19 protein-coding genes are annotated in these 20,626 nt (G+C 64.8%); 12 read left to right on the top strand and 7 right to left on the bottom strand.

Annotation, left to right across the window (positions count from 1 at the left end; all coding sequences use genetic code 11):
- Positions 1 to 170 precede the first annotated feature (170 nt).
- Together AB4Y36_RS31710 and AB4Y36_RS31705 are read left to right on the top strand one after the other, a co-directional pair.
- Entirely contained in the window at positions 171 to 1,028 is an 858-nt protein-coding gene (locus AB4Y36_RS31710; RefSeq protein ID WP_368603481.1) for an NADPH-dependent oxidoreductase, read from the top strand.
- A gap of 65 nt (positions 1,029 to 1,093) precedes the next feature.
- Positions 1,094 to 2,005: a ketopantoate reductase family protein gene (locus tag AB4Y36_RS31705; RefSeq protein ID WP_368685105.1), complete on the top strand. Its 912-nt coding sequence runs from the start codon at positions 1,094 to 1,096 to the stop codon at positions 2,003 to 2,005.
- Between the two features lie 20 nt (positions 2,006 to 2,025).
- On the opposite strand, the gene AB4Y36_RS31700 is transcribed toward AB4Y36_RS31705, so the two are convergent.
- The 5 genes from AB4Y36_RS31700 to AB4Y36_RS31680 form a co-directional block, all read right to left on the bottom strand.
- Positions 2,026 to 2,475: a PaaI family thioesterase gene (locus AB4Y36_RS31700; RefSeq protein ID WP_069266079.1), complete on the bottom strand. Its 450-nt coding sequence runs from the start codon at positions 2,473 to 2,475 to the stop codon at positions 2,026 to 2,028.
- A 151-nt stretch (positions 2,476 to 2,626) separates the two neighbouring features.
- Entirely contained in the window at positions 2,627 to 3,886 is a 1,260-nt protein-coding gene (gene boxA, locus AB4Y36_RS31695) for a benzoyl-CoA 2,3-epoxidase subunit BoxA (protein WP_368685104.1), read from the bottom strand.
- 52 nt (positions 3,887 to 3,938) lie between these two features.
- Positions 3,939 to 5,378 (bottom strand): benzoyl-CoA 2,3-epoxidase subunit BoxB, encoded by a 1,440-nt coding sequence (boxB, locus tag AB4Y36_RS31690; RefSeq protein WP_368685103.1) that lies wholly within the window; start codon positions 5,376 to 5,378, stop codon positions 3,939 to 3,941.
- Positions 5,379 to 5,417: 39 nt separating this feature from the next.
- Complete coding sequence (gene boxC, locus AB4Y36_RS31685) at positions 5,418 to 7,094, bottom strand: 2,3-epoxybenzoyl-CoA dihydrolase (RefSeq protein ID WP_368685102.1); 1,677 nt, start codon at positions 7,092 to 7,094, stop codon at positions 5,418 to 5,420.
- A gap of 126 nt (positions 7,095 to 7,220) precedes the next feature.
- A complete protein-coding gene (locus AB4Y36_RS31680) occupies positions 7,221 to 8,177 on the bottom strand; it encodes a helix-turn-helix transcriptional regulator (protein WP_069266083.1) in 957 nt (318 codons plus the stop codon).
- 129 nt (positions 8,178 to 8,306) lie between these two features.
- On the opposite strand from AB4Y36_RS31680, the gene AB4Y36_RS31675 reads away from it, so the two are divergent.
- From AB4Y36_RS31675 to AB4Y36_RS31660, 4 genes are all read left to right on the top strand, one after another.
- On the top strand, positions 8,307 to 9,920 hold the full coding sequence (locus AB4Y36_RS31675) for a benzoate-CoA ligase family protein (protein ID WP_368685101.1): 1,614 nt from the start codon (positions 8,307 to 8,309) through the stop codon (positions 9,918 to 9,920).
- A gap of 14 nt (positions 9,921 to 9,934) precedes the next feature.
- Positions 9,935 to 10,756 carry an alpha/beta fold hydrolase gene (locus AB4Y36_RS31670; RefSeq protein WP_069266084.1) on the top strand — a complete coding sequence of 274 codons (822 nt, stop codon included), beginning with the start codon at positions 9,935 to 9,937 and terminating at the stop codon, positions 10,754 to 10,756.
- A gap of 284 nt (positions 10,757 to 11,040) precedes the next feature.
- Positions 11,041 to 12,402, top strand: coding sequence for a sensor histidine kinase KdpD (locus tag AB4Y36_RS31665; protein WP_256094820.1), 1,362 nt, complete (start codon positions 11,041 to 11,043; stop codon positions 12,400 to 12,402).
- Complete coding sequence (locus AB4Y36_RS31660; RefSeq protein ID WP_069266085.1) at positions 12,399 to 13,424, top strand: response regulator; 1,026 nt, start codon at positions 12,399 to 12,401, stop codon at positions 13,422 to 13,424. Before AB4Y36_RS31665 ends, AB4Y36_RS31660 begins: the two co-directional genes overlap by 4 nt.
- A gap of 60 nt (positions 13,425 to 13,484) precedes the next feature.
- Here AB4Y36_RS31660 and cqsA read toward each other — a convergent pair whose 3' ends face one another.
- Both cqsA and AB4Y36_RS31650 read right to left on the bottom strand, forming a co-directional pair.
- Positions 13,485 to 14,786 carry an alpha-hydroxyketone-type quorum-sensing autoinducer synthase gene (gene cqsA, locus AB4Y36_RS31655; RefSeq protein WP_368685100.1) on the bottom strand — a complete coding sequence of 434 codons (1,302 nt, stop codon included), beginning with the start codon at positions 14,784 to 14,786 and terminating at the stop codon, positions 13,485 to 13,487.
- A 588-nt stretch (positions 14,787 to 15,374) separates the two neighbouring features.
- The gene (locus AB4Y36_RS31650; RefSeq protein WP_368685099.1) at positions 15,375 to 15,572 is read right to left on the bottom strand and encodes a hypothetical protein; all 198 of its coding nucleotides are present in this window, start codon (positions 15,570 to 15,572) and stop codon (positions 15,375 to 15,377) included.
- A gap of 386 nt (positions 15,573 to 15,958) precedes the next feature.
- Here AB4Y36_RS31650 and AB4Y36_RS31645 point away from each other — a divergent pair, with 386 nt between their 5' ends.
- The 6 genes from AB4Y36_RS31645 (at position 15,959) to AB4Y36_RS31620 (ending at position 20,512) form a co-directional block, all read left to right on the top strand.
- Positions 15,959 to 16,261: a putative quinol monooxygenase gene (locus AB4Y36_RS31645; RefSeq protein ID WP_368685098.1), complete on the top strand. Its 303-nt coding sequence runs from the start codon at positions 15,959 to 15,961 to the stop codon at positions 16,259 to 16,261.
- Positions 16,262 to 16,393: 132 nt separating this feature from the next.
- On the top strand, positions 16,394 to 16,696 hold the full coding sequence (locus tag AB4Y36_RS31640; RefSeq protein WP_069266089.1) for a DUF2795 domain-containing protein: 303 nt from the start codon (positions 16,394 to 16,396) through the stop codon (positions 16,694 to 16,696).
- Positions 16,697 to 16,863: 167 nt separating this feature from the next.
- Entirely contained in the window at positions 16,864 to 17,214 is a 351-nt protein-coding gene (locus AB4Y36_RS31635) for a response regulator (RefSeq protein ID WP_368685097.1), read from the top strand.
- Between the two features lie 259 nt (positions 17,215 to 17,473).
- On the top strand, positions 17,474 to 17,680 hold the full coding sequence (locus tag AB4Y36_RS31630; RefSeq protein ID WP_342947124.1) for a hypothetical protein: 207 nt from the start codon (positions 17,474 to 17,476) through the stop codon (positions 17,678 to 17,680).
- Positions 17,681 to 17,767: 87 nt separating this feature from the next.
- Entirely contained in the window at positions 17,768 to 18,277 is a 510-nt protein-coding gene (locus tag AB4Y36_RS31625; protein WP_069266092.1) for a PRC-barrel domain-containing protein, read from the top strand.
- A gap of 102 nt (positions 18,278 to 18,379) precedes the next feature.
- Complete coding sequence (locus AB4Y36_RS31620; RefSeq protein WP_368685096.1) at positions 18,380 to 20,512, top strand: phosphocholine-specific phospholipase C; 2,133 nt, start codon at positions 18,380 to 18,382, stop codon at positions 20,510 to 20,512.
- The last annotated feature ends 114 nt before the right edge of the window (positions 20,513 to 20,626 follow it).

Genomic DNA, 20,626 nt, shown 5'->3' with positions numbered 1-20,626 from the left:
CAGCCTCTGATGATACCGGTCACGCACGAACTCTGCTGGCGCGCCCGTGGGTCCGTGGGCCCGCGCCGATGAACGCCTGCGCGGATCGCGCGGGCCATGTACCATACGGCGCCTGGTGCCCCGAATTTCAGCGCCAAGAATCCACTGTCAGTTGCCGGAGAAGAAACCCGATGTCCACCGTCACCACGCCCGCACGACCCGCTGCCGATTTCGCCGATGCCGTACGCGCCCTCGAAGCGCGCTATGGCACGCCGTGGTCCGCGCCGCTGCCGGCCTGGAACGATACGCTCGACACCCTGCTCGCGCACCGCTCGGTGCGCAACTACGCGGACCGTCCGTTGCCCGACGGCACGCTCGAAACGCTGATCGCCGCGGCGCAATCGGCATCGACTTCGTCGAACCTGCAAACGTGGAGCGTGGTTGCCATCGAAAACCCCGAACGCCGTGCGCGCCTCGCCGACTTGGCGGGCGGCCAGTCGCACGTTCGCGCAGCACCGCTCTTTCTCGTGTGGCTCGCGGACCTCTCGCGTCTCGAAGCGGCCGGCGCGCGCAGCGGGGCGAGCGTCGAAGGTCTGCACTACATGGAGACGCTGGTCGTCGGCATGATCGACGCGGCGCTCGCCGCGCAAAACGCCGTGGTCGCGCTCGAATCGCTCGGCATGAGCGCCGTATATATCGGCGGCATCCGCAATCAGCCTGAGCAGGTTGCCGCGGAACTGGGTCTGCCGCCGCGCGTGCTCCCGGTATTCGGCATGTGCGTGGGCTATCCCGACGAAACGCGCCCTGCGGATGTGAAGCCGCGCTTGCCGCAGGAGGTCGTGCTCCATCGCGAGCAATACGACGCGCCGTCGCAAGCGGCCGCGATTGCACAGTACGACGAAGTCATGGGCGGCTTCCAGACCGCCCAGGGATTGAGCGCGGCGGGCTGGACCGTGCGCTCGCTCGCGCGCTGGCGCAGCCGCGAATCGCTGCACGGCCGCGACCGCCTGCGTGACGCGCTCAACGCGCTCGGCTTCGAGCTGCGCTGAACGCACCGGCACGCCGCGGAACATTTCAGGCAACGAAGCACGCACGCCACACAGGAGAGACGCAAATGAAAGTCGCCGTCATGGGCGCAGGCGCAGTAGGCTGCTTTTACGGCGGCATGCTCGCTCGCGCGGGACACGATGTGGTCTTGATCGGCCGGCCCCAGCATGTCGAGGCCATTACGCGCGACGGGCTGCGCCTCGAAGCGCAGCAGTTCGACGAGCGCATCGGCGCGCCGCATCTCACCGCCAGCACCGAAGCCGCCGCCGTCGCGGGCGCGGACCTCGTGCTGTTCTGCGTGAAGTCGACCGATACCGAAAGCGCAGGCGCCGCGATCAAACCGCATCTGGGCGCCGGCACGCTCGTGCTCACGCTGCAGAACGGCGCCGATAATGCCGAGCGCCTGCGCACGGTGATCCCGCAGGACGTGGCGGCCGCCGTGGTCTACGTCGCCACGGAGATGGCGGGGCCCGGCCACGTGCGCCATCACGGCCGCGGCGAGCTGGTAATCGAGCCTTCGCGCGCGAGCGACGCCGTTGCGCGCACGCTCATCGACGCAGGCGTGCCCACGGAAATCTCACCTAATGTACGCGGTGCGCTCTGGGCGAAGCTGATCGTGAACTGCGCGTACAACGCGCTTTCGGCGATCACGCAATTGCCTTATGGACGTCTCGTGAAGGGTGCGGGCGTGAGCGAGACGATGCGCGACATCGTCGGTGAATGCATGGCCGTCGCGCAGGCAGACGGCGTGACGCTGCCGCCGGACATGGACAGCGCCGTGACGCGCATCGCGCAGACCATGCCGGGCCAATACTCGTCCACGGCGCAGGATCTCGCGCGCGGCAAGCTCAGCGAGATCGATCACCTCAACGGCTATGTCGTGCAGCGCGGCACGGCGCTGGGCGTGCCCACGCCTGCGAACCGGATGCTGCAAACGCTCGTGCGGCTCATCGAGGACAAGGCGCGCGCGGCGATCTAGTTCGCTCCGGTCTCGTTGAGTCAGCGGTCGAACACGAGCAAGGTGGAGGTGGCGGACGCGTAAAGCTTGCCCTGTGCATCCGTGATGCTGGCCTCCGTGAAGGCCGCGCGGCGGCCGATGCTGAGCACGCGCCCTTCCGCGCGCACGGTGCCGGTGTCGGCAGTCATGGGGCGGTGGTACGCGACCTTTAGCTCTAGCGTGGTGTAGCCCTGACTCGCGTTGAGCCGCGAATGCGCCGCGCACCCGCACGCGGAATCGAGCAGCGTGGCCGCATAACCGCCGTGCACCGTGCCGATGGGGTTGTACACGTGCAGCCCGGGCGTGCCCTCGAACACGACGCGGCCCTCCTCGACTTCGACCAGCCTGAAGCCGAGCGTTTCGCCGATGGCCGGGCCACGGCTCCCGTGCAGCAAGTGCTGCAATTGTTCGACGCCGGTCAGGCCGGCGGGCATTTCGGCAACGAGGTTCATCGAGGCAGTCTCCATCTGCGGCGCGCGTCGGTTCGCAACTGTCCACGCCTGAGCGATGCGCCATCGTAACGCTTTTCGCACGATCGTGCTTAAACTATCGGGGGCCTCTCATGTGTTTCGAATCAGGCCTCGCTTCATTGCAGCGGACGTTTCAATACGTCTCGAGATGCAGCCGCCCTTCCCGCTTGAGACGATCCCACAATGCCTCCCAGCCCATGCCGTGTTTTTCGGCGATTTCCTGGAGCGCCTGCAGCACGCCATCTTCCATGCCCTTCAATCCGCAAACATAGACATGTGTGTTGCCGTCCTTGAGCAGTTGCGCGACGTCCACGGCGCGCTCGCGCATGACGTCCTGCACATAGCGCCGCGGCTGGCCCGGCGTACGAGAGAAGGCGAGGTTCGTGTCGATGAAATCCTTCGGCAGGTTCATCAGCGGTCCGAAGTAAGGCAATTCCTGCTGCGTGCGTGCGCCGAAAAAAAGCATGAGCTTGCCGGTCGCGCCCTTGAGCCTGCGGCGGCGGCGATATTCGGTCATCGCGCGCATGGGCGCGGAGCCGGTGCCCGTGCAGATCATCAGCAGATGCGAGTTCGGATGGTTCGGCATCAGGAAGGTATTGCCGAACGGCCCGATCACGGTCACCACGTCGCCCTTCTTCAGATCGCAGAGATAGTTCGAGCACACGCCATCGGTTGCGTTGCCGCTGTGATCGCGCGTCACACGCTTCACCGTGAGCGAAACGTTGTTGTAGCCAGGGCGCTCGCCGTCGCGTGGGCTCGCAATCGAGTACTGGCGCGCGTGATGGGCTCGGCCTTCCAGGGTCGCGCCCGGCGGCAGTATGCCGATGGACTGGCCTTCCAGCACCGGGAACGGCACGGCGCCGAAGTCGAGCACGATGTGATGGATATCGCTTTCGGTGGCGTCGTCGGTGAGGCGATAGTTGCCGACCACGGTCGCCGTGGTCGGCGCCTTGTGCGTGTAGAGCTGGACATAGGGGCGCGCCGCCGACCACGGCGGCACGGTCGAGCCACGCAGCATGTCGGAGCCGCCCACGGGCGCATCGGCGGCATTCGGCGCCGCTTGCGCCTCGCCGGCCACACCGCTCGATTCCTGCGTTTCGACCGGCGCGCCCACCGATGCATTGTGCGCGGGCAGTTCGTCCCACGTGTACTGCTCGTCGATGGTGTACGCCTCGGCCTTGAGCATGTTGCGCCAGTTGTCGATCGCGCCGGTCGGGCACGGCGGCACGCACGCCATGCAGGCGTTGCAGACATCGGCCTTCACCACATAGTTGGTGCCGTCGTGCGTGATCGCGTCAACAGGGCACGTTTCCTCGCACGTATTGCAGCGTATGCAGATTTCAGGATCGATCAGGTGTTGCCTGATAATTTCCACGGGTAGCGGACCGTTCATGATTGTCTCCCACCGCGGCGCGCGAACACGTGGCTGCGCGCCGCCGCTCCCCTCAGTTAAAGCGCACGTATTCGAAATCGACGGGCTGCCGGTTGATGCCCATGGCCGGCGGCGCGATCCAGTTGGCGAACTTGCCCGGCTCGATCACGCGGCCCATGAGCGAGGCCACATAGGCGCGGTCTTCCGCCGTGGGCAGCCATTTCGCTTCGTTCGCGGCCCATTCGGTCTCGCCGATCACGCGGCCGTCCGGCGACACGCGCACGCCCGCGAACGTGCCGATCTGGCGGTTGAAGGCCTTGTGCGGCACGGTGAGACGAGCACCGATGCCAGCTTTTTCCAGCACCTTGTTCCAGCGGTTCACGCCTGCAATCGAGTCCTTGATGTAGTCGTCGCGCAGCACTTCGTTCATGGCGTTGAGCATCGGCACCTCGCGCTCCACGAGCTTGCCGTCCTGCACGTCGAGCAAACGGTATTGCTGGCCTTCGAGCTGATGGTCGTCGTCGCGTTTGGTCTCTTCGTAGCGACCCTTCAGGCCCGAGCTATAGAAGGTCGCGGCATTCGACGAGTGATCGGCGCCGAACAGGTCGATCGTCACCGAGTAGTGGAAGTTCAGGTAACGCTGGATCGTTTCGAGGTCGATCACGCCCGCGGCGCGCAAGCGGTTCACGTCGTCGGTCTTCAGTTCGTTCATGACCTGCGCGGTGCGTTGCACGACGCGCGAGATGCCCGATTCGCCGACGAACATGTGATGCGCCTCTTCGGTCAGCATGAATTTCGTCGTACGCGCGAGCGGATCGAAGCCGGATTCGGACAGCGCCGAAAGCTGGAACTTGCCGTCGCGGTCGGTGAAGTACGTGAACATGAAGAACGCCAGCCAGTCGGGCGTTTTCTCGTTGAATGCGCCGAGAATGCGCGGGTTGTCGTCGTCGCCCGAGCGGCGCCCCAGCAATGCTTCGGCTTCCTCACGACCGTCGCGGCCGAAGTAGCGATGCAGCAGATACACCATCGCCCACAGGTGCCGGCCTTCCTCCACGTTCACCTGGAACAGGTTGCGCAGGTCGTACATGGAAGGCGCGGTGCGGCCGAGATGGCGCTGTTGCTCGACGGAGGCGGGCTCCGTGTCGCCTTGCGTGACGATGATGCGGCGCAGGTTCGCGCGGTGCTCGCCCGGCACGTCCTGCCACGCCGCCTCGCCCTTGTGCGCGCCGAAATGGATCTTGCGGTCCGCATCGCCCGGCGTGAGGAAGATGCCCCAGCGATAGTCAGGCATCTTCACATGGTCGAAGTGCGCCCAGCCGCCCGCGTCGACGCTCACCGCCGTGCGCAGGTAGACGTCGTAGCCGTGCGAGCCGTCGGGGCCCATGTCGCCCCACCACGAGAGAAAGTTCGGCTGCCACTGTTCGAGCGCGCGCTGCAGTGCGCGGTCGTCGGCGAGATTGACGTTGTTCGGGATCTTTTCGCCGTAGTTAATCGTAGAGTTGATCGTGGACATTGCGGTTCCTTGTGGCAAACGCCTTGGCGGAGTCGGAGATCAAACGCGGGCGACGTCGAACTGCGCCTTGCTGCCCTTGCCGTACACCTTGAGCGCGCCTTTCTCGCCCACGGCGTTGGGCCGGTTGAAGATCCAGTTCTGCCACGCGGAGAGCCGCCCGAAGATGCGCGTTTCCATCGTCTCCGGCCCGTTGAAGCGCAGATTCGCCTCCAGGCCCGTGAGCGCGTCGGGCGACATGACCGCGCGCTCTTCCAGTGCGAGGCGGATTTCGTCGGGCCAGTCGATGTCGTCGGGCGAGGCCGTCACGAGGCCCAGGCGCTCCGCCTCGACCGGCTTGACCGCTTCGCCGATCTTCGCGCGCACGGCATCGAGCGGTTCGGTTTCCTCATAGAAGCGCCGCGCGAGACGCGATTGATGCGTGACCATCGGGTAGAGGCCGAAATTCGCTTCCGAGAGCGTGATGGCCGGTTCTTCGTCTTCGTTCGCGGGCAGCGCGGCCATGTACGTACGGTCCGCGGCGAACGCGAATTCGGCGAAGGTGCCGGCGAAGCACGAGCCCGGCTCGATCAGCGCGAACAGCGAACGCGAAGAGACATCGATGCGTGCGAGCGTGCGGCGCAGCATGCCGATGGTCTCGCGCACGAACCAGTGGTCGCGGTGAGCGAGCAGCGCGGCGTCGGCGGCAAGCACGGTGCGCGCGTCGCCTGCGGTCTTGAGAATCCACGTGCCGATGTCGAGTTCGTTGGTGCGCATGGAGAGAATCGCGTCGTCCAGCTCGCGCGCGAACTGCAGCGGCCACCACGATGCACCGGCGGAGACGATTGATTCGATATCCGAAACAGGTGCCGCGGCGGGCGCTTTCGCCGTGAACGTCGCGGTGCGCTTCGCGCGGTCGATCGTGACATCGACAGTGGCATAGCTCAGGCCGCCGTCGTGCTGCACGCGTTCGATGCGCGGGAGCGCGATGCCCTGCGCGTCTGCGGGACGATCGCTCGCGGCGGCCAGCTCGAGCGCGCGCGCCTGCACGGCCTGACCGAACTGGTTCGGCTTCACGACGTCGTCCACGAGACGCCAGGCTTTCGCGCGCTCGCCGCGAATGCCTTCCACCACCGTGCAGAAGATATCGGCGCGGTCGTGGCGCACCTTGCGCTTGTCGGTGAGGCGCGTGAGGCCGCCCGTGCCCGGCAGCACGCCGAGCAGCGGTACTTCCGGCAGCGCCACCGACGACGAGCGGTCGTCCACGAGCATGATCTCGTCGCAGGCGAGCGCGAGTTCGTAGCCGCCGCCGGCACACGCGCCGTTCACCGCCGCAATGAACTTCAGGCCCGAATGGCGCGACGAATCTTCCATGCCGTTGCGCGTTTCGTTGGTGAACTTGCAGAAGTTGACCTTCCAGGCGTGAGTGGAGAGGCCGAGCATGAAGATGTTGGCGCCGGAGCAGAACACACGGTCCTTCACGCTGGTCAGCACGACCGTGCGCACTTCCGGATGCTCGAAGCGAATGCGCTGGAGTGCATCGTGCAGTTCGATATCCACGCCGAGGTCGTACGAGTTCAGCTTCAGCTTGTAGCCGTCGCGAATGCCGCCGTCTTCGGCGATGTCGATTCCGAGCGTCGCCACCGCGCCATTGAACGTGAGCTTCCAGTGCCGGTACTGCGAGGGATCGGTGCGGTAATCGACCCGCTGCGGGGCGACGGCGGTTTCGGCTGCGGCCATGAGCGTCTCCTGTCTACACATCGTTTCAATGAACGATAGTGCAATGGAATGCTCATGTAAAGCACATTAGTGCATTTTAGTGCATGCACGGGGTAAACCCGCGATGCCGCGGTCCGCGCCCGCCACTCATTCGATGCGGGGCGCCTCCGCGGCCAGCCGGGCGGCGAGCCGGTCACGCAGTTGCAGGTAAGCGTCGGCGAGCGTCTTTTCGCTGGTGTCGAAGGTCATGTCGGCGCGGCCATACAGTTCGCTGCGGCCAGCCAGGATGCGCTTGAGGTCGTCCATCGCCTCGCTGTTGCCCGAGTTGCCCGACATGGGCCGCAGGTCGCCCTGCGCCACGACGCGGCGCATGTGCTCTTCGGGCGCGGCCTGCAGCCAGACCGTGAAGCAATGCGCGAGCAGCACGTTGAACGTGGCGGGCTCGGAAACGAGGCCGCCCGGCGAGGCGATCACGGCGCGTGGGTGTTCCGCGATCACGGCCTCCAGCGCCCGGTGCTCGTAGCGACGATAAGCGCTCGCGCCATAGAGTGAATGGATTTCCGAAGGCGGACAGCCCGCCAGCTGCTCGATCACCCGCGTCAGCTCGACGAACGGCACCTTCAGCTCCTGCGCGAGCATGCGCCCCAGCGTAGACTTGCCCGCGCCGCGCAGCCCGATGAGCGCGATGCGCTCGTTGCGGTGCGGGTCGGCGCTCGTGTGCGAGAACATCTCCGCGAGCGCCACGCGCGCGCGCTGCAAGGCAGCCGGATCGCGCCCCTGCAGCAACTCGCGGATCAGGAGCCATTCCGCAGAGGATGTCGTGACGTCGCCGATCACCTCGGCGAGCGGGCAGTTCAGCGTGGTCGCGATCTGCCGCAACACCAGTACGGAGGCATTCCCTACCCCGGACTCCAGATTCGCCAGATGCCGCTCCGAAAGCCCGGTTTCCGCCGCCAGCGTCTTGCGCGTCATGCCGCGCCGCGCGCGCAGCATGCGTACGCGCTCGCCCATGGCGGTCAGGAACGGATCGCGTTCGGTGCGCTCGCCGCGCGAGGCGTCGTCGGCGGCTTCGGCTGGCAGCTCCGCAATGTAAGTTTGCTTCATCTTAGGGAATCCCTGAATCCGTTTTTATGTACTATAGTGCTTGACATGCATTTTGCTAACGGCTAATTTTCCGCGAAAAGGTTGATCGACGACAAATCCGATCGAATCAGACTGAGCGGAGACAACACCGTGCCAATCCCAGCAGCATCGCAGGAACACGCCACGGCCGTGCCGCCGCCCGCGCAATTCAACTTCGCCACGCATCTGTTCGCGCTCAACGCCGCGCGCGCCGCGAAGACCGCTTATATCGACGACACGCTCACGCTGAGCTACGGCGAACTCGAAATGCAGGCCCGCCGCTTTGCGGCCGCCATGCGCGCGCTGGGCGTCCACACGGAAGAGCGCGTTCTGCTCGTGATGCTCGATACCGTCGAGTTGCCCACTGCGTTTCTCGGCGCGCTCTATGCGGGTATCGTGCCGGTAGTCGTCAACACGCTGCTCACGCCGGCCGACTATGTGTATATGCTCACGCACAGCCGCGCGCGGGTGGTGATCGCCTCCGGCGCGGTGCTGCCCGCCGTGAGCGCCGCGCTGGCCGAAGCACAATGTGAGGACTGCCAGTTAATCGTTTCGCAGCCTGCTTCTCCGCCCGCTTCACAGTCGCTTCCGCATGAACCCGAATATGTTCTCGCCGATCTGATCGCACGCGCCGAGCCCGCCGCGCGCGCCGCGCAAACGGGTTGTGACGACATCGCCTTCTGGCTCTACTCGTCGGGATCGACAGGCAAGCCCAAAGGCACGGTGCATACGCACGCCAATCTCTACTGGACCGTCGAGACTTACGCGAAGCCCATTCTCGGCATACGCGAAAACGACATCGTGTTTTCGGCGGCCAAGCTGTTCTTCGCCTATGGCCTCGGCAACGGCCTTTCGTTTCCGCTCTCGGTAGGCGCGACCACGATCCTGATGGCCGAACGCCCCACTGCCAACGCCGTATTCGCACGCCTCGTGCAGCATCGGCCCACGGTGTTCTACGGCGTGCCCACGCTTTACGCGAGCATGATGGCCGCGCCGAACCTCCCGGCACGCGCCGACGTCGCGCTGCGCGTGTGCACGTCCGCAGGCGAAGCGTTGCCGCGCGAACTGGGCGAGCGCTTCCGGGAGCACTTCGGCAGTGACATTCTCGACGGCCTCGGCTCCACGGAAATGCTGCACATCTTCCTCTCGAACCGGCCAGGCGCGGTCGAATACGGCACCACGGGGCGCCCCGTGCCCGGCTACGAGATCGAACTGCGCGACGAGACCGGCGCGCTCGTGCCCGACGGCGAGATCGGCGACCTCTTCATCCGCGGGCCGAGCGCGGCCGTGATGTACTGGTGCAATCGCGAGAAGTCGCGCGCGACCTTCCTCGGCGACTGGGTGAGGAGCGGCGACAAGTACCGGCGCCTGCCGGGCGGCGCCTATGTCTATGCGGGCCGCAGCGACGACATGCTCAAGGTGAGCGGCCAGTATGTCTCGCCCATCGAAGTGGAGATGGTGCTCATGCAGCACGACGCCGTGCTCGAAGCGGCCGTGATCGGCGTCGATCAGGGCGGCCTCGTGAAAACCTGCGCGTTCGTCGTCCTCAAGCAAACGGCAGTGGAAACTTCGCACGACGCGTTGGCCGAGCAGTTGAAGGCGTTCGTGAAAACACGGCTCGCGCCGCACAAGTATCCGCGCGACATCCTGTTCGTCGACGATCTGCCCAAGACGGCCACCGGTAAGATCCAGCGTTTCCGGTTGCGTCAGCAGTTTCAGTCGTGACAGTGACAAACGCCATGAACGAAAGCGAATTCGCCGATCTGCCCGCCACGTCCACGCGCGATGCACTGCGCATCGAATATCGCTGGATCGGCACGGCCGCCAGCGATGTGCCGCTCGCCGTGTTCCTGCACGAGGGTCTCGGCTCGATCGCAATGTGGAAAGACTGGCCCACCGCGCTTTGCGAACGCCTCGGCATGCGCGGGCTCGTTTATTCGCGTCCGGGTTACGGCCGTTCCACACCGCGCGCGCAAGGCGTCAAATGGCCGGTCGATTTCATGTCGGCGCAGGCGCGCGATGTTCTACCTGCGGTGCTCGACGCACTCGGCGTAAGCGCTGGCGAACGCAAACGCATGTGGCTGATCGGTCATAGCGACGGCGCCTCCATCGCCCTGCTCTACGCCGCCGCTTTCCCCGAAGCACTCGCGGGTGCAGTGGCGATTGCGCCGCACGTGTTCGTCGAAGACATTTCGGTCGACAGCATCGGCGAGGCGAAGGTTGCGTACGAAACGACCCGCCTGCGCGAAAAGCTCGCGCGCTATCACGACGACGTCGATTCCGCGTTCTACGGCTGGAACGATATCTGGCTCGATCCCGCCTTCCGTTCCTGGAACATCGCCGGCGAACTGGCGTCGATTCGCGCGCCGCTGCTCGCCGTGCAGGCGCTCGACGACCACTACGGCACCATGGCGCAAGTCGAAGCGATTGGCGCGGCCGTGCCCCACGCGCGCGTCCACGCGCTCGCGCAGGGCGGCCATTCTCCCCATCGCGATGCGCCGCAGCCGCTGAACGACGTCATCGAGCCATTCATTTGGGCACAGCGCAAGCCCGCGGCCTGAAAACAACTCAGCGTCCCCGCAACACCCTCCAACGCGCGCCCAATGCCTCCACGCAGGGGCGAATCGATGCACCGCGCATAACACTCCCCCGCCAACGCGGTACCTCAGCCCATCGAAGGCCAAACTAAGGGCCAAACCCGCCTCATCGCTGCAATCCTTTGGTGATATTGTCTTTCTTTGCGCGGTGGAGACGGGGTCCGACCACGCGAACCCAATGGCAAAACGGGGCACCAAAAAAAGCGAGACGCAAGAAGACCGGCGGGACATGCGCGCCGGCCAGAACGATGAGCGATTCCATTCTGATGAACGTTTCAAGAACCTCGGTGCGACTGAGGCGAGCCTGGGCGTCGATGCGTCCGCGCTTCGTGCGCGCCTTCGCGCCCGCGCTGCGCAACCTGCAATACGTGAAGCGCCGCATGCGCCCGCTCGCCGTGGTGGCGAGCGTGGGCTTCCCGCTTTACTACTACGTCTGGAAAGACCTCTTTCCTCAGCCGTATGAAAATCTCACGCTGCGCCTGATCGGCTCGTTTCTGTTCATACCGATCCTGGCGTTCGAGCGCTGGCCCGCCGCGCTGAAAAAGCTGCTGCCGTGGTACTGGTACTTCTGCACGCTCTACGCACTGCCGTTCTTCTTCACGTTCATGCTGCTCAAGAACAACGGCAACGAAGTGTGGGTGGAAAGCGCGCTGATCGCGGCGTTCGTGATGGTGCTGCTGCTCGACTGGCTCATGCTCGTGCTGCAGTTCCTCGTGGGCATCAGCCTCGCGGTGGTGGCCTACTGCCTCACCACCTACCCCATCGTGCTCGGGCCGAACTATTTCACCCATCTGGCGATCTTTTCGTTCGCGGTGGCAATCGGTGCGGTGGCCAATTACGATCAGGACCGCATTCAGATCGAACAGGAGCGCGCCATGCTGGCCACGGCGGGCAGCGTGGCGCACGAACTGCGCACGCCGCTCGTGGCGATACGCGTGGGCGCCGCTGGCCTCATGCGCTATTTGCCCGCGCTCCTCGACACCTATCAACTCGCCCAGCGCAGCCGCTTGCCCGTGCCAAAAATACGCGTGGCGCATCTGCATTCCCTGCAAGGCGTGGCAGGCCGCATCGAACAGGAAGCACTGCATTCGAACGCGATCATCGACATGCTGCTCGCCACGGCGCGCTTCACAGGCGGCAACATGCAAAACGCAACGATGTGTTCGATCGTACATTGCGTCGAGACCGCACTCGCGCGTTTTCCGTTTCGCGAAGGCGACCGGCGTCGGGTAATCTGCAATCTGCGCCCCGATTTCGAATTCCACGGATCTGAGATGCTTACCGTTCACGTGCTCTTCAATCTGCTCAAAAATGCCTTCAGGCATATGGGCAGCATCGAAGGCGCGCAGATTTCGATTCGTCTTGAATCAGGGCAAAGGGCCAATCGTTTAATTTTCAGCGATACGGGCACCGGTATTTCCCCTGAGGTATTGCCGCACATCTTCACGCGCTTTTATACTTCGACAACCGCCACCGATGACGTGACGCTCGGAGCAGGAATCGGGCTGGCATTCTGCCGCGATGTCATGCAAGCGATGGGTGGAGCGATCACCTGCTCTTCCGTAAAAGGCGAATACACCGAGTTCGTTTTGACATTCCCTGCGCCATGACGAAAGCCATTCAGCCGTTCTCCTATCCGACCACCGTCGCCTTCGTCGACGACAGCGCCGCGTTCCTTTCGAACCTGAGCCTGCAACTCGACCCCGACCTGGCCTTCCGCCTGTTCAGTTCGCCCTCTGAGGCGCTGAAATTCCTCAATGGCCGTACGCCGCATGACCGCGCGGCGGAGCCTATCTTCAGCCCCTATCTGGACCGTACTGAAGAAAACGATGCGCACCAGGTCATCGCCATGCGCGTCGATGCGATACGTAGTCTCGTACATAACGCCTCGCGCTTCGAGTCGGTTTCGGTCGTGGTGGTCGATTACGACATGCCAGAACTCAACGGCATGGAGTTTTGCCGGCGCATTACCGACCCGTCGATCAGGAAAATCGTGCTGACCGGCAAAGCCGACGAGCACGTGGCCGTAAAGAGCTTCAACGAAGGGCTGATCGACCGCTTCATCCGCAAGCATGAAGTCGACGCGGTGGAAACGCTGAACCAGGCGATCGACGATATGCAGCGCGCGTATTTCGACCGCTGCTGCAGCACGGTGCTCGACGCGCTCGCCGTATCCGAATATGCATTCCTCAAGGATCATGCGCTCGCCGCGCACGTGAAGGGCATTGCCGATTCACTGGGCATCGTCGAGCACTATCTCTCGTATCAACCGCACGGACTCCTGATGTTCGACGGTGTCGGCACCGCGTACCTGCTCGTCATTCACACCGACGAATCGCTGCGCGGCGTGCGCGAAATCGCCGTCGAACAAGGTGCGCCCATCAGCTTTCTCGCGGAGCTCGACAGCCGTCGCAGCCTGCCGTATTTCTGGCGCACGGAAGGCTATTACCCGTCGCAGTGCATCGAATGGCAGCCGTATATGCATCCCGCATCGGAGTTTCACGGCGACCGCCGCTATCTCTACGCCCTGGTGAAGAAGCCGGCGGGGCTCGCGCTCGACAACGTGCTGCCCTACGACCGGCATCTCGACCAGTTGGACCGCGAGATCCAGGCGGCGTGGGACTCGCCCTGATAATCGGGCGCACCCCACGCTACCGCTGTCTCGCTCCACGCTGCCTCAATCGCGCACGGCTCAGGCCGCCACAGCCACCATCGGCATGTTCACCACAGCCTGCGGCAGACGCACGCGCGCACGACCCGCATTGCGTTCGTTGCGGCGCGTGGACGGCCAGTTCCACATCTGCACCTCGTCGCGAATTTCCGCGCACACTTCGACGAGCCGCTCCAGTTCCTCCTCGCACAGCGCCGCATTGAGCGAGAGCCGCACGAGCGAGCGGTTCTGCGCTGTGGCAGGTGCACAGAACACCGAACCAAAAATGCCGCGTGCTTCGAGCGCGTCGCGCAGGATGATCGTCTGCGGCTCAGGCCCGGCTTCCAGCGCGATGATCTGCGTTTCGCTGCCGTTCAGGTTGTAGCCGAGATCGGCAAGCCGTGCGCGCACGTAACGCGCGTTGGCCGCGACGCGCGTGCGCCGCCAGTCTTCGCGCTCGATCACGTCGAGCGTCGCAGCGAGACCCGCCGTTTCATGCGGCAGCAGCGTCGAGCTGAAAATGGCGGGCAGCGCCTCGCACTTGAAATACTCCTGGAAGCGCCGCGAACAGCTGATGATGCCCGCACGGCCGGCAAACGCCTTCGCAAGACTCGCGGTACGGAAATGCACGCGGTCGATCAGCCCGAGTTCGGCCACCATGCCCGCACCGTGCGGGCCGTGCGTGCCGAGCGAATGCGACTCGTCGACGACCAGCACGCATTCGTGCTCGGCGCACACTTCGGCGATCGCCGTGAGCGGCGCCACGCTGCCGTTCGTGCTGTACACCGAATCGACGATCACGATCCCGGCCCCGTAGCGCTGGATGCGCTGCTCGAGATGATCGACATCGTTGTGGAAGAAACTGATCGCGCGCGCGCCGGCGCTGCGGATGCCTTCCCACAGCGACATATGCGCCATCATGTCGACGTACACCGGCGTCTGCGCATTGGCGATCGACTGGATCAGCCCCGTATTCGCGGCAAAACCCGACTGGCACAGCACGCTCGCTTCAGCCCCCATGTATGACGCGAAGCGGTCTTCGAGCGCGAGTTGCGGGCAGTCGTCGCCGTGGAGGAAGACACCCGACATCAGAAGCCCGTTGCCCTCCTTGCGGATGCTCATGCACATTGCATCAAGAATCTCTGGGTGGCGCGCAATCGAAAGGTAATCATTACTCGAGAGGTGCAAGGCATCAGCATCGGCAACACGGCCCTTCATAATGTGGCCCCCGGCCCAGCTTTCCTGCACGCGCTCGGTGTAGTAGCGATCGACACGTGCTGCGAGGAATGCGGGCAATGCCGCGTCGTTGTTATGTGCGTTACGCCAGTTGCTGCCAACTTTCATCTCAGGCTCCTTGTGGTTAAAGGCCGGCCCCGGAGGCGACTTGTCTGGTCAGGAAGGATTCCGAAAGGCAGGCCCGTAATGTGTCCGCAACGAAACGACACGCGCGATGAGGCCTGACGTGCGCATTCCGGCAGCGGACTTATGAATGTGGGTGATGCAATGACTGGCGAGCGCGTGAGTCGCGGCGCGCGGCGGGGAGTGGTCACGGCCGGCGGCGCCAGAGCGCGCTTGAGAGAAAACCAATGCGGGCGCGGGGCGCCGGGAGCAGGCGCCTTCATATCCGCACGAATCCCGCTTCGCGTGATCGCCACTGGTTACAAGGGAAGAAACGCCCGCCCGAAAATTTTTGAGGCGCGCCACGCAGGCCACCTGGACCCTATACGTCATGCAGCGAAAGCGCCTTCACGCTGCACGCAACGTCGGTCGCGCCATTGATAATTATCGTTTAAAAACAGCGCTGTTAAGCCTTCACAGTGCGCAACTATGCGTAGCGCATGGAGTTTCGACAAGGATTGCCCGTCGCGCCGCGAAAGGACGCGAGCGTTGATTCATCACGCATAGATCGCGCGAAGGGGACCGACGGAATTGTCAGATGGCCACGACGCGGTCGCGCCCGCGTGACCTGGCGACATAGAGCGCGACGTCGGCGCGCGCCATCAAGGTGGCGAGCGAGTCTGGCGCTTGCAGTTCATCGACGCCGGCGCTGACCGTCAGTCCGTCGTGGGGCTCTTCGCCGGAGTCGCGGGCGTGAGCGTCGGCGCTGCGGCGAACGGAGAGCGTCAACACGCGCAATTCATCGAGCGATGCGCTCGCCTGGGCGAGAAAGGCGCGGCGCGTGAGCGAACGCGCCCAGCCAGGCCGTCAGGGTCACGAACCGGTAGCTGTACACGGGGCGCTCGGGCGGGGGGCAACGCAGTGAGAGCCAGCCGAGCGACGCGTAGATGGCCGCATGAAACGTGGAGATTCAAGATCGCATGGCTGGTCAGCCGTCGCGCGGCGGTGACCCGGCGTGGTCAGACAAAACGGCGAAGCCACGCGACTCTATTTGGACTACGAATCGTAATCTTCGCACGGCAGGCGGGAAAAGCTCGCCGCCCCCTCCCGCCGCTTGACGAACGCCCCGCAGGACCGCGACCATGCCTGAGTCGCCACGACGTAACAGGAGCCATGTCATGACCCAGCATGCGTTGTACGTCGAGCTGCACGCGCAGCCCGGCAAGGAAGAGGACCTCGCGGCATTTCTCGCGAGCGCGAAACCGCTGGTCGATGCGGAGCCCGGCACGCCAGCCTGGTTCGGCGTGCGCTTCGACGCCACGACGTTTGCGATCTTCGATGCATTCAACGACGAAGCCGGCCGCAACGCGCATCTGAACGGCCAGGTGGCCGCGGCATTGATGGCGCGCGCGGGCGAACTGCTGGCCGCGCCGCCGCAGATCCGCCGCGCCGACGTGCTCGCCGACAAGCTCCCCGCCTGAACGGCCGCCAGATTGCCCGACGGGACGTGCGCGCGGTCACGTCCTTTCCCTGCCTGTAAATGGGGCGCGCGCCGGTCAAGGCGCCGGGAACGGCAACTGCGCGAGCCGTCCAGATCTCCGAAGGAGGAGCCGATGAAGCCTGCTTCCGCTTGCGAGGCCACACGAGCTGACACCCCAGACGAGGCGCGTTCGAATGCAGAGGCGCTGAGCGATCGTGTGCTGCACGCTCTCGAACGCGTCACATGGCCCGCGCATCCCGCCACGCTGATCGAAAACGCCGAGCGCAGCGGCGCGCCGCGCGACGTGATCGACGCTTTGCGCCGCTTGCCGGACGAGGCGTTCGGCAGCTTTCCCGAAGTCTCGGCACTCATCGTCGCGGCGCAACTGGGCGCGCGCGGCTCGACCGCCCAACGGGGCGCGGCGACGCGAAGATGACGACCGAAGCGGCAACGATGCCGGGCGAGGATCGTTCTTGCACGCCGCAGGAACAGAAATTGCGCGCTGCGGGACGGCCGCCGGATACCCTCGGCCCGCGGCGACGCGATCGCGAAGAACAAAGGCCCAGCCGCCATGATCGGCCGGGCCGCTCACGCAAGAGACGTATGGCTACCGTATTACTAGTCGACGACGACACGAACGCGCTCGATGCGCTCAAAGAACTGGTCGGGCAGGAAGGTTATCGCGTCAGAACTGCCGCAGACGGTTCGGATGCCCTGCAAAGCGCACTCGCCGACCCTCCCGATGTCGTGATCTCCGACTGCATGATGCCGCGCATGGACGGTCTCTCCCTCATGCGCGAAATGAGGCGCAGCAGCAAGCTTGCGGGCGTGCCGCTCGTGCTCGTCTCCGCGCTCGTCACCCTGCCCCCCGACGCCGACGTCGTGGGCTTCCTGCGTAAGCCCTTCGCGGTTTCGCAACTGCTCGACATCCTCCACCGGCTCGCCACACCGTGACGCGCTCCAGCCTCGTCCACCGCATGAACGATTTACATCGTCGTTGTAGCAACTGACGCTCGGGGCGCGCAACGCGACCACTCACGGCCGCTTCCTTCATTCGGCCTCCTGACCGGTTCTCGATCGATAGCCGCGCCCTGCACGTCACGGCATGACCCATGCTCCTAATCGGCGTGGCCGGCCCATTTGGGGCCGGCATGGGATCGAACCCTAGCCGCATTGCGTCGAGATGCGATGCGCATATTCAAGGGAGGTCGAAATGAGTGAATACGCAGGCCGCTCGCACGACGAGCGCGTGGCGCAACGCAAGCGCGAGAAGAAGGGCGCCACAGAGCCGCCGGGCGGCGATATGGCCGTGCACGGCACCGAGCCAGACGCCACCCACAGCAGCGGCGAGCTCTCCGAGCAAGGCAAGGAAGTGTGGCGCAAAGGCGCGGGCCTGGACGGCGGCGGCAAGAGCAAGTGAATCTTTCTTCAAGCCACCACGATCGCCATGGCGCATGGTTGCGCCATCAACTTCCGCAGTCTTCTGGATAACCGAAAGGAGAACGTCATGACCTACTCGCAAACCCCAATCGGTTCGGCGCCGCGCAGCGGCGACGGTGCTCGTATCGTCGGCCGCGACCAGTCGGACACGCGTGGCCCCGGCCCCGAAGTGATGGCGGCCAGTACGCTGGACGGCGACCGCGTGATGAGTTCGGACGGCGACGAAGTCGGCAAGGTCAAGGAAATCATGCTCGACGTGGAAAGCGGCCGCATTGCCTACATGGTGATGTCGAGCGGCGGTTTCCTGGGCATTGGCGACAAGCTGCTCGCGGTGCCGTGGAATGCCCTCACGCTCGACGCGGCACGCAAATGTTTCGTCATCGCGCTCAATTCCGAGCGCGTGAAGAACGCACCGGGCTTCGACAAGGGCCAGTGGCCCTCGATGGCCGATCGTACCTGGGCCAGCTCCGTGCACCAGTACTTCGGCCGCGAGCCGTACTGGAGCGACGACGCCGCGAGCCTGCCGCTGGACGAGCCGGGTCGCGAGCCGCCGGAGGCCGGAGGCGTAAAGCTCTAACGGGCGCGCACGTGCACCCGTAACCGTTCATCGGGCGCCCGCGGCGGCGCCAACGTGTCATGCTGATGGTCGCGAGCACAACGACAACAACGCGAACACACCATGACTTCGATGGACCGCCGTGATTTCCTTCGCGCCGCCGCCGCGGGCGCGACGCTCAGCCTGGCTTCGCCCGCCATTCAGCGGGCGCTGGCCATTCCTGCCAACAACGCAACCGGAACGATTGAAGACGTGCAGCATATCGTCGTCTTCATGCAGGAAAACCGCGCGTTCGACCACTACTTCGGCACGCTGCCCGGGGTGCGCGGCTTCTCGGACCGCATCACGATTCCCCTGCCCCACGGCGCCAATGTATGGCAACAGAGCGACGGCACACGCACGCTGATGCCGTTCTACCTGGACAGCCGCAAGGGCAACGCGTTGCTCGCGGGCGGCGCGCACAATTGGGCCGACGCACACGAGGCCTGGGACCACGGCCGCATGACGCATTGGCCCAAGTTCAAGGGCGCCGCCTCGATGGGCTATTTCCAGGCCTCCGACCTGCCGTTTCATTTCGCGCTCGCCAACGCCTTCACGATCTGCGATGCCTACTACTGCTCGCTGCATGGCGGCACCAATGCGAACCGACTCTTTCTGTTCACCGGCACCAACGGCCCTACGGCCTCGCCTTATGCCGTGGTCGACAACAATGGTTGGGACAACATCGGCGCGCCGTCCACGGGCCTGAAATGGACCACCTATCCGGAACGCCTGCAGGCCGCAGGCGTGACGTGGAAAGTGTACGAAAACCAGCCCGATAACTACACCGACAATCCGCTTGTGGGGTTCGCGAACTATCGCAAGGTGCTCGAGGCGATCGATGGCTCGCCCAACCTGCCGTGGACCCAGGCGCTCGACGCACGCGAGCCGCTCTATAAAGGGGTAGGCAATACCATGTCCGACGGCGGCTTCCTGCAGGCGCTCAATGACGACATTGCGACAAACCAGCTGCCTCAGGTGAGCTGGATCATCGCGCCGCAAGCCTATTCCGAACACCCCGCCGTTTCGACGCCGGGCCAGGGCGCGTACTATCTTCAACGGCTGCTCGAAGCGCTGACGCGCAACCCGGACATCTGGAGCAAGACCGTGCTCTTCGTGAACTTCGACGAGAACGATTGCTTCTTCGATCACATGCCGCCGCCTTGCCCACCCTCGCCCATCAAGGACGGCGAGTACGCAGGCAAATCCACGGCCACTACGCGCCACGAATACTTCACCATGCGGAACCCTCCCGGCGACGGCAAGCCGGTCAAGCCAGACGGCTTGCCGTTCGGGCCGGGGCCGCGCGTGCCGATGATCGTCGTTTCGCCGTGGAGCACGGGCGGCTATGTGAACTCCGAAGTCTTCGATCACACGTCGGTGCTGCGCTTCATCGAAACGCGCTTCGGCGTGCGCGAACCGAATATCAGCCCGTGGCGGCGCGCGGTATTCGGCGATTTCACCTCGGCGTTCAACTTCAGCACGCCGAATGAAAAGCCCATGCAGGCGTTTTCGGCCCCCACGAAGGCCGACGCCGATGCGCTCAACAAGCAGCAGAACGCGCTCAAGCCCGTGCCGGTGCCGCAGCCTGGCACGCAAGCCATGCCGCAGCAGGCGCGCCGCGCGCGGCCATCGCGCGCACTGCCGTACCGCCTCAACGTGGATGCGAGCGTCGACGGGCGTCATCACAAGGTTCAACTGGCGTTCGGCAACGAAGGCAACGCCGGCGCCGTCTTCCACGTGTACGACACGCTTCATCTCGACAGGTCGCCCCGCCGCTACACCGTCGAAGCCGGCAAGACACTGCGCGACACGTGGACGCCCAGCGCCGCTGACGACGGCGCCTACCACCTGTGGGTGCTTGGCCCGAACGGTTTCCATCGCGCCTTCGAGGGCAATGTGCGCGCGGCCGCGCATGGCCCCAATCCCGAAGTGCGCGTGCGCTACGACGCCGCGAACAATGCACTCGAACTGAGCATCGCGAATCGCGCGAGCGCAGCTTCGAACGTGAGCGTGGCGGCCAATGCCTACCGCAGCGACGGGCCCTGGACTTACGCGTTGCGCGCCGGCGAACAGGTGCAGTCGAACTGGGCGCTCGCGGATTCGGGCGGCTGGTACGACTTCACGCTGACCGCGGAGAACGGCGTGCTAAGGCGTTTCGCGGGCCGGGTAGAAACCGGCAGGGACAGCGTGAGCGATCCGGCGATGGGTGCGTGAGGCGCCTGAGAACGCATCCGAAGCGCCCACGCAGTACACTGCCCGTTCCCTTCACGATGGCCGCGCGCGACGTTGCGTCCAGGACGTTCGATACGCATTCAACGCGCGTTGGAA

Source organism: Paraburkholderia sp. BR10936, assembly GCF_040965735.1.
Lineage (GTDB): Bacteria > Pseudomonadota > Gammaproteobacteria > Burkholderiales > Burkholderiaceae > Paraburkholderia > Paraburkholderia nodosa_A.
Note: the sequence above shows the minus strand (reverse complement) of the source record. Positions and strands in the feature narration are given on the sequence as shown.

What these genes read in the sequence shown, in the direction of transcription:
- AB4Y36_RS31710 (WP_368603481.1), top strand. Translation starts at nt 171, where the DNA reads ATGTCCACCGTCACCACGCCCGCACGACCCGCTGCCGATTTCGCCGAT.
- AB4Y36_RS31705 (WP_368685105.1), top strand. Translation starts at nt 1,094, where the DNA reads ATGAAAGTCGCCGTCATGGGCGCAGGCGCAGTAGGCTGCTTTTACGGC.
- AB4Y36_RS31700 (WP_069266079.1), bottom strand. Translation starts at nt 2,475, where the DNA reads ATGAACCTCGTTGCCGAAATGCCCGCCGGCCTGACCGGCGTCGAACAA.
- boxA (WP_368685104.1), bottom strand. Translation starts at nt 3,886, where the DNA reads ATGAACGGTCCGCTACCCGTGGAAATTATCAGGCAACACCTGATCGAT.
- boxB (WP_368685103.1), bottom strand. Translation starts at nt 5,378, where the DNA reads ATGTCCACGATCAACTCTACGATTAACTACGGCGAAAAGATCCCGAAC.
- boxC (WP_368685102.1), bottom strand. Translation starts at nt 7,094, where the DNA reads ATGGCCGCAGCCGAAACCGCCGTCGCCCCGCAGCGGGTCGATTACCGC.
- AB4Y36_RS31680 (WP_069266083.1), bottom strand. Translation starts at nt 8,177, where the DNA reads ATGAAGCAAACTTACATTGCGGAGCTGCCAGCCGAAGCCGCCGACGAC.
- AB4Y36_RS31670 (WP_069266084.1), top strand. Translation starts at nt 9,935, where the DNA reads ATGAACGAAAGCGAATTCGCCGATCTGCCCGCCACGTCCACGCGCGAT.
- AB4Y36_RS31665 (WP_256094820.1), top strand. Translation starts at nt 11,041, where the DNA reads ATGAGCGATTCCATTCTGATGAACGTTTCAAGAACCTCGGTGCGACTG.
- AB4Y36_RS31660 (WP_069266085.1), top strand. Translation starts at nt 12,399, where the DNA reads ATGACGAAAGCCATTCAGCCGTTCTCCTATCCGACCACCGTCGCCTTC.
- cqsA (WP_368685100.1), bottom strand. Translation starts at nt 14,786, where the DNA reads ATGAAAGTTGGCAGCAACTGGCGTAACGCACATAACAACGACGCGGCA.
- AB4Y36_RS31645 (WP_368685098.1), top strand. Translation starts at nt 15,959, where the DNA reads ATGACCCAGCATGCGTTGTACGTCGAGCTGCACGCGCAGCCCGGCAAG.
- AB4Y36_RS31640 (WP_069266089.1), top strand. Translation starts at nt 16,394, where the DNA reads ATGAAGCCTGCTTCCGCTTGCGAGGCCACACGAGCTGACACCCCAGAC.
- AB4Y36_RS31635 (WP_368685097.1), top strand. Translation starts at nt 16,864, where the DNA reads ATGGCTACCGTATTACTAGTCGACGACGACACGAACGCGCTCGATGCG.
- AB4Y36_RS31630 (WP_342947124.1), top strand. Translation starts at nt 17,474, where the DNA reads ATGAGTGAATACGCAGGCCGCTCGCACGACGAGCGCGTGGCGCAACGC.
- AB4Y36_RS31625 (WP_069266092.1), top strand. Translation starts at nt 17,768, where the DNA reads ATGACCTACTCGCAAACCCCAATCGGTTCGGCGCCGCGCAGCGGCGAC.
- AB4Y36_RS31620 (WP_368685096.1), top strand. Translation starts at nt 18,380, where the DNA reads ATGACTTCGATGGACCGCCGTGATTTCCTTCGCGCCGCCGCCGCGGGC.